Source organism: Pseudomonas sp. Sample_16, assembly GCF_004307665.1.
Lineage (GTDB): Bacteria > Pseudomonadota > Gammaproteobacteria > Pseudomonadales > Pseudomonadaceae > Aquipseudomonas.
Window position 1 is genome coordinate 21,620 of sequence record NZ_RCOB01000020.1, and the last position, 6,389, is coordinate 28,008.

A 6,389-nucleotide genomic window follows, 5' to 3' on the forward strand; every position below is an offset into this window, starting at 1 on the left:
AAGTGCAAAAAAGATCGCAACCTGCGGGGATCTGAATTCCTCTGCAGGAACTGCCGCAGGCTGCGATTTTTTTGCTTTACGCGTCGCCTTTGATTTCCTGGTAACGCTTTTCCAGTTCCTGGCGAATCTGGCGGCGTTGCTGCGCCTGCATATAGCGACGCTTGTCTTCGCTGTTCTGCGGTTGCAGTGGCGGCACCGGGGCGGGTTTACGTTGGTCATCCACCGCGACCATGGTGAAGAAGCAGCTGTTGGTGTGACGCACTGAGCGCTCACGGATATTTTCGGTCACCACCTTGATGCCCACTTCCATGGACGTGTTACCGGTGTAGTTGACCGAGGCGAGAAACGTCACGAGTTCGCCGACATGGATCGGTTCACGGAAAATCACCTGGTCCACCGACAGGGTCACCACGTAGCGACCTGCATAACGGCTGGCGCAGGCGTAGGCCACTTCATCGAGGTATTTGAGCAGGGTGCCGCCGTGAACATTGCCAGAGAAGTTGGCCATGTCGGGGGTCATCAATACTGTCATCGACAGTTGGGCGTTTCCGGGTTCCATAGCGTTCTCACGGTTCAAGGCCAGGTTTGAGGGGACGCACCTCTACGGGTGCCTCGGCGGTTTTTTCAAACCAACAGTTATCGGGACGCCGGGCGGCTGATCGCCGTCACGCCGGATCGATCTGTTTCCATATATTGCACCGCCTTTCGGTTGGAAGTCGCGGTGTTACCCTTCAAAAGCCCATCCCCAAGGGCAAAATGCCTACGCGGATAGCGGATTTTCATTCTGCTCGCTCGGACGATTCCCACGCCCGATGTATGAGCAGCGTCACCCAAGGAGCCTCACACCATGCATGCCATCAGTTTTATTCAGGACCTGGCAGTGATCATGTTGGTCGCAGGTGTGGTGACCGTTCTTTTCCATCGCTTCAAACAGCCCGTGGTGCTGGGGTACATCGTTGCCGGGTTCATCATTGGCCCGCACACCCCGCCGTTCGGCCTCATCCATGACGAAGAAACCATCAAGACCCTCGCGGAACTCGGGGTGATTTTCCTGATGTTCTGCCTGGGCCTCGAATTCAGCTTGCGCAAACTGTTCAAGGTCGGCGCCACGGCATTTATCGCGGCGTTTCTGGAAATCGTGCTGATGATCTGGATCGGCTACGAAATCGGTCGCTGGTTTGACTGGAACACCATGGATTCGCTGTTCCTGGGTGCAATCCTGGCGATTTCCTCGACCACCATCATCGTCAAGGCACTCAACGACCTGAAGATGAAAAACCAGCGTTTTGCGCAATTGATCTTCGGTGTGCTGATCGTTGAAGACATCCTCGGCATCGGCATCATCGCATTGCTCTCGAGCATCGCGGTCAGTGGCACGGTCAGCTCCGGCGAAGTGTTTTCTACGGTTGGCAAGCTTTCGCTGTTCATGATCGTCGCCCTGGTGATCGGCATCTTGCTGGTGCCGCGGTTGTTGGCCTATGTGGCGAAATTCGAAAGCAACGAAATGCTGCTGATTACCGTGCTGGGCCTGTGTTTCGGCTTCTGTCTGCTGGTGGTCAAGCTCGAATACAGCATGGTGCTCGGCGCATTCCTGATCGGCGCAATCATGGCTGAATCCCGGCAATTGCTGAAAATCGAGCGCCTGATCGAGCCGGTTCGCGACTTGTTCAGCGCGATTTTCTTCGTTGCCATCGGGTTGATGCTTGACCCGCTGATCCTGCTGCAATACGCCTGGCCGATTGCGGTCATCACCGTGGCAGTGGTTCTTGGCAAAATGCTGTCCTGTGGGCTCGGTGCCTTTATCGCCGGCAATGACGGACGTACCTCACTGCGCGTCGGGATGGGCCTTTCACAGATCGGCGAATTTTCTTTCATCATCGCTTCGCTGGGCATGACCCTGCAGGTCACCAGTAACTTCCTCTATCCGGTGGCGGTAGCGGTATCGGTGATCACTACGTTGCTGACGCCGTATCTGATTCGTGCCGCCGATCCGCTGTCGATCAAACTGGCGGCGGTGATGCCGCAGCGACTGGGACGCGTATTGGGGATGTATGGCGAATGGCTGCGCAGCATCCAGCCACAGGGCCAGGGTGCGCTGCTGGCGTCGATGATCCGAAGGATCTTGCTGCAAGTGGGGGTCAATCTGGCGTTGGTGGTGGCGATCTTCTTCGCGGGCGCTTACTTTGCCGAACGCATTTCCACTTATCTGCAGGATTGGATCAGCGATCCGAGTTGGCAGAAGGCATTGATCTGGGGAGGAGCGCTGCTGTTGTCGCTGCCATTCCTGATTGCCGCGTATCGCAAGCTCAAGGCGCTGTCGATGCTGTTGGCTGAGATGGGCGTAAAACCGGAGATGGCGGGGCGCCACACGCAGCGAGTGCGTCGGGTGATCGCCGAAGTGATCCCGATTCTCTCGCTGCTGGTGATTTTTCTGTTATTGGCAGCCTTGTCGGCCAGTATTTTGCCGACCAACAAGTTGCTGCTACTGATTGCCGTGGTTGCGGCCGCTGTGGCGGCGTTGCTGTGGCGCTGGTTCATCCGCGTCCACACGCGGATGCAGGTAGCCTTGCTGGATACGCTGGACAATCACAAGGATTCGCCAGGGCACTGACCCGGCCGGGCGTCAGCTGACTCAGCTTTCCAGCCAGACGTCCCGCGCCCAATGCCATACCGATTCCCAGGTTTCTTCTGTCACCAGCTCTTCTTCGGCGGACCATAACACCACGGTGCCGTCTTCTTCGACGCAGTAGTAGTCGTCGCCGTCCTGGCAGATCGGGATCAGGCTGCGATCCACACCGGCATCCCAGGCGTTGGCGGCAACGTCCGGCAAATAGGTGTGCGATTGCGGGTCGGTGACGGTCACCGGCTCCAGGCTGCCGTAGACCACGTCGCTGACGGTCAGCAAAAACTCTCTGAAGACGAACGGAATGTCGATGAACAATTGTTCTTCAATTTCCACCAGCAGGTCTTCGTCAGGCAACTCCAAGGGGACCGGTACCGGTTCATTGGCTTCACGCAGTTGTTCGATGATTTCTTCCACGTCCGGGATCCTCTTGCTTGTATGGCGCGGTTTATATGGGGCGGTTTATACAGTAGCTCGCTATAGATGCAACCGCGAAATAGAAAACCCCAGCCGAGGCTGGGGTTTTTATTACCGCAAGTGAAGCGCGGAGGGTAATCAGCCGTTCTGGCGGATACCTGCGACCAGCCAAGGCTGGTTTTCGCCCTGTGCACGTTCCATGTTCCAGCTTTCGCTGAACACTTCGCCCTGGTCGAAACGCGAGGTTTTCGACACGCCGCTGAAGGTCAGGGTGGCGATGGTCTTGTCGGCGCGATCGTCCACACCGTCCAGTTGCACATTGAGGTTGTCGATGTAGGTCGACTGGAAGCCGTCGCCCAGATCGGCACGTTCGCGCTTGAGGAACTCCAGCATCTGCGGAGTGACGAACTCGGCGATCTTGTCCATTTCGTTCGCGTCCCAATGTTGTTGCAGGGACTGGAAGTGATTGCGCGCTGCTTCGATGAAGTTGCGTTCATTGAACCAGGCTGGAGCATTGATTACCGGACGAGCGGCGACGGGTGCTGCAGAACCGCCGAAGATCGAACCGCCGGCAGGCTTGTGTTCGAAAGCTTCACGCTGCATCGGCGCGTGACCGGCTGGTGCGAATTGCTCCTGCTGCTTGCGACGACGGGCGGCGATGAAGCGGAAGACCAGGAACGCGATGACCGCCATGATCAGGATGTCGAAGATCTGCATGCCCTGGAAGCCGTCGCCCATGAACATGGACGCCAGCAGGCCACCGGCGGCGATACCGGCCAGTGGGCCGAGCCAGCGCGAAGCGCCACCGGCCTTGGCAGCGGCGCCAGCGGCACCGGCAGCACCAGCGGTCGCCGCAGCGCCGCCCATGCCTGGAGAAGAAGGAGCCATCTGGCTGGTCTGGTGAGTTGGCGCAGCGCCTGCGCTTTTGCCACCACCGAAGCGCTTGGCGGCATTGACGTCGAGACTCATCGTCAGGCCGATGCACAACGCCATGGCGATGCTAAGAAAACGTTTCATAGAGGGAATTCCCATTTGTGGAAGGCACGCGCGCCATGTTGCACAGCTGAAGTGTTACTGGCTAGCGGCAGAGTGTTTCGGGCTTTTGCCTGACAGGTCGGGTTCAGCTTAATCAGGGCAATAAGGCCTGTTAACTTTGGTCTGTAGGAAGAGTGGATAAGTTCTGTAGGAAAGTTGCAAAACCCTGTGGGAACGAACAGGTTCGCTCCCACAGAAAATTGCTTTAAATCGCTTCCAGCTTCGCATACCCCAGCATCAACCACTTGCTGCCTTCGCTGAAGTTCACCTGCACCCTGGCCGCGGCCCCGGCGCCTTCGAAGTTGAGGATCACGCCGTCCCCGAAAATCGAGTGGCGCACGGTCTGGCCGAGGCTGAAGCCGGTCTGCGGAATCTCGCTGCCGCTGAACAGGTTGCCGCCGCTCATCGACTGGTTGCCGCCAAACGGGCGACTGACGCTGTTGGAAAGCCGCACTTCTTGAATCAGACCTTTCGGCACTTCGCGTACGAAACGCGACACCTTGTTGTAGGTCTCGCTGCCGTAGAGGCGTCGGGTTTCCGCATAAGTCATCACCAGGTTCTGCATGGCGCGTGTGATGCCGACGTACGCCAGGCGCCGCTCTTCCTCGAGACGGCCAGGCTCTTCCAGGCTCATCTTGTGCGGGAACAGGCCTTCTTCCATGCCCACCAGGAACACGTAAGGGAATTCCAGACCCTTGGCGCTGTGCAGGGTCATCAGCTGAATGCTGTCTTCGTGCTCGTCGGCCTGGGTATCGCCAGCTTCCAGCGACGCGTGGCCGAGGAATGCCGCCAGTGGCGTCAGGTCCTCGTCCTCTTCGCTGTTTTCAAAGTTACGCGCAGCGCTGACCAGTTCTTCAAGGTTTTCTACCCGGGCCTGGCCTTTCTCGCCTTTTTCCGCTTCGTGATAGGCGATCAACCCCGACTGCTCGATGACGGTCTGGGTCATCAGGTGCAGCGGCATTTCCATGCACTTGGCGGCAAGGTTTTCGATCAGCTCGACAAATGCGCCCAATGCGCTGGCGGCGCGACCGGTAAGGCCCTTGTTGGCTACCAGTTGTTGCATCGCTTCCCACATCGACACATCGCTGTGGCGTGCATGCTCGCGAATCGCTTCGACGGTTTTTTCGCCGATGCCGCGGGCGGGTACGTTGATCACCCGTTCCAGCGCGGCATCGTTGCCACGGCCTTCAAGCAGGCGCATGTAGGCCATGGCGTTTTTGATTTCCGCCCGCTCGAAGAAGCGCTGACCACCGTAGATGCGGTACGGAATGCGCTCGCGCAGCAAGGCTTCTTCCAAAACGCGCGATTGGGCGTTGGAGCGGTACAGAATCGCAATATCGCTTCGCGCCAGGCCGGTTTTCAGCGCACTTTCGATGGTTTCGACAACGTAGCGTGCTTCATCGTGTTCGTTGAAGGCGGCATACAGGTTAATGGCCTCGCCATCGCCGCCGTCGGTCCACAGTTCCTTGCCCAGGCGACCGGTGTTGTTGGCGATCAGGGCGTTGGCAGCCTTGAGGATACCGGCCGTGGAACGGTAGTTTTGCTCCAGACGAATGGTCTCGGCGTCCGGGAAGTCTTCGGAATACTGGTAGATGTTCTCGATTTTCGCGCCGCGCCAGCCATAGATCGACTGGTCGTCATCGCCAACCACCATCAGGCTGTCGCCGCCCTTGGCCAGCAAGCGCAACCAGGCGTACTGCACGGCGTTGGTGTCCTGGAACTCGTCCACCAGAATGTGCCGGAAGCGCTTTTGATAATGCGCCAGCAGGCCCGGATGATCGCGCCACAGGTCGAGGGCGCGCAGCAGCAGTTCGGAGAAGTCGATGACACCGGCGCGCAGACACGCAGCCTCATAGGCTTCATAAATGCTGCGCATGGTCGCCAGGAACAGGTCGCCGCTGGCTTGAATGTGTTGCGGACGCAGACCTTCGTCTTTTTGCCCGTTGATGAACCATTGGGCCTGACGCGCCGGCCAGCGTTGCTCGTCCAGGCCGAGCTCGCGGATCACCCGCTTGACCAATCGTTGTTGGTCATCACTGTCGAGAATCTGGAAGGTCTGGCTCAGGCCTGCCTCTTGCCAGTGCGCCCGCAGCAAGCGGTGCGCCAGGCCGTGGAAGGTGCCGACCCACATGCCGGCCGGGTTGATACCCATCAGCTGTTCGATGCGGTGACGCATCTCGGCAGCGGCCTTGTTGGTGAAGGTCACCGACAGAATGGAGTGGGGCGACGCGTTTTCGACCTGGATCAACCAGGCGATACGGTGCACCAGCACTCGGGTTTTACCGGAACCAGCACCGGCCAGGACCAACTGACG

At 58.6% G+C, this 6,389-nt stretch carries 5 protein-coding genes; 1 reads left to right on the forward strand and 4 read right to left on the reverse strand.

Going from position 1 to position 6,389, the window contains the following annotated elements; all coding sequences use genetic code 11:
* Positions 1–76: 76 nt before the first annotated feature.
* Positions 77–559, reverse strand: coding sequence for an acyl-CoA thioesterase (locus D8U69_RS02345; protein ID WP_041073853.1), 483 nt, complete (start codon positions 557–559; stop codon positions 77–79).
* A 288-nt stretch (positions 560–847) separates the two neighbouring features.
* Here D8U69_RS02345 and D8U69_RS02350 point away from each other — a divergent pair, with 288 nt between their 5' ends.
* Positions 848–2,611 (forward strand): cation:proton antiporter, encoded by a 1,764-nt coding sequence (locus tag D8U69_RS02350; RefSeq protein WP_056854316.1) that lies wholly within the window; start codon positions 848–850, stop codon positions 2,609–2,611.
* A gap of 21 nt (positions 2,612–2,632) precedes the next feature.
* Here D8U69_RS02350 and D8U69_RS02355 read toward each other — a convergent pair whose 3' ends face one another.
* The 3 genes from D8U69_RS02355 to uvrD form a co-directional block, all read right to left on the reverse strand.
* On the reverse strand, positions 2,633–3,040 hold the full coding sequence (locus D8U69_RS02355) for an SMI1/KNR4 family protein (protein WP_014720555.1): 408 nt from the start codon (positions 3,038–3,040) through the stop codon (positions 2,633–2,635).
* Positions 3,041–3,178: 138 nt separating this feature from the next.
* Positions 3,179–4,057 (reverse strand): Tim44 domain-containing protein, encoded by an 879-nt coding sequence (locus D8U69_RS02360; protein ID WP_056854317.1) that lies wholly within the window; start codon positions 4,055–4,057, stop codon positions 3,179–3,181.
* Positions 4,058–4,280: 223 nt separating this feature from the next.
* Positions 4,281–6,389, reverse strand: a 2,109-nt coding sequence (gene uvrD, locus D8U69_RS02365) for a DNA helicase II (protein WP_130906609.1), incomplete at its 5' end; no start/stop codon positions are given.

Coding starts and splice junctions, on each gene's coding strand:
- D8U69_RS02350 (WP_056854316.1), top strand. CDS start 848: ATGCATGCCATCAGTTTTATTCAGGACCTGGCAGTGATCATGTTGGTC.
- D8U69_RS02360 (WP_056854317.1), bottom strand. CDS start 4,057: ATGAAACGTTTTCTTAGCATCGCCATGGCGTTGTGCATCGGCCTGACG.
- D8U69_RS02345 (WP_041073853.1), bottom strand. CDS start 559: ATGGAACCCGGAAACGCCCAACTGTCGATGACAGTATTGATGACCCCC.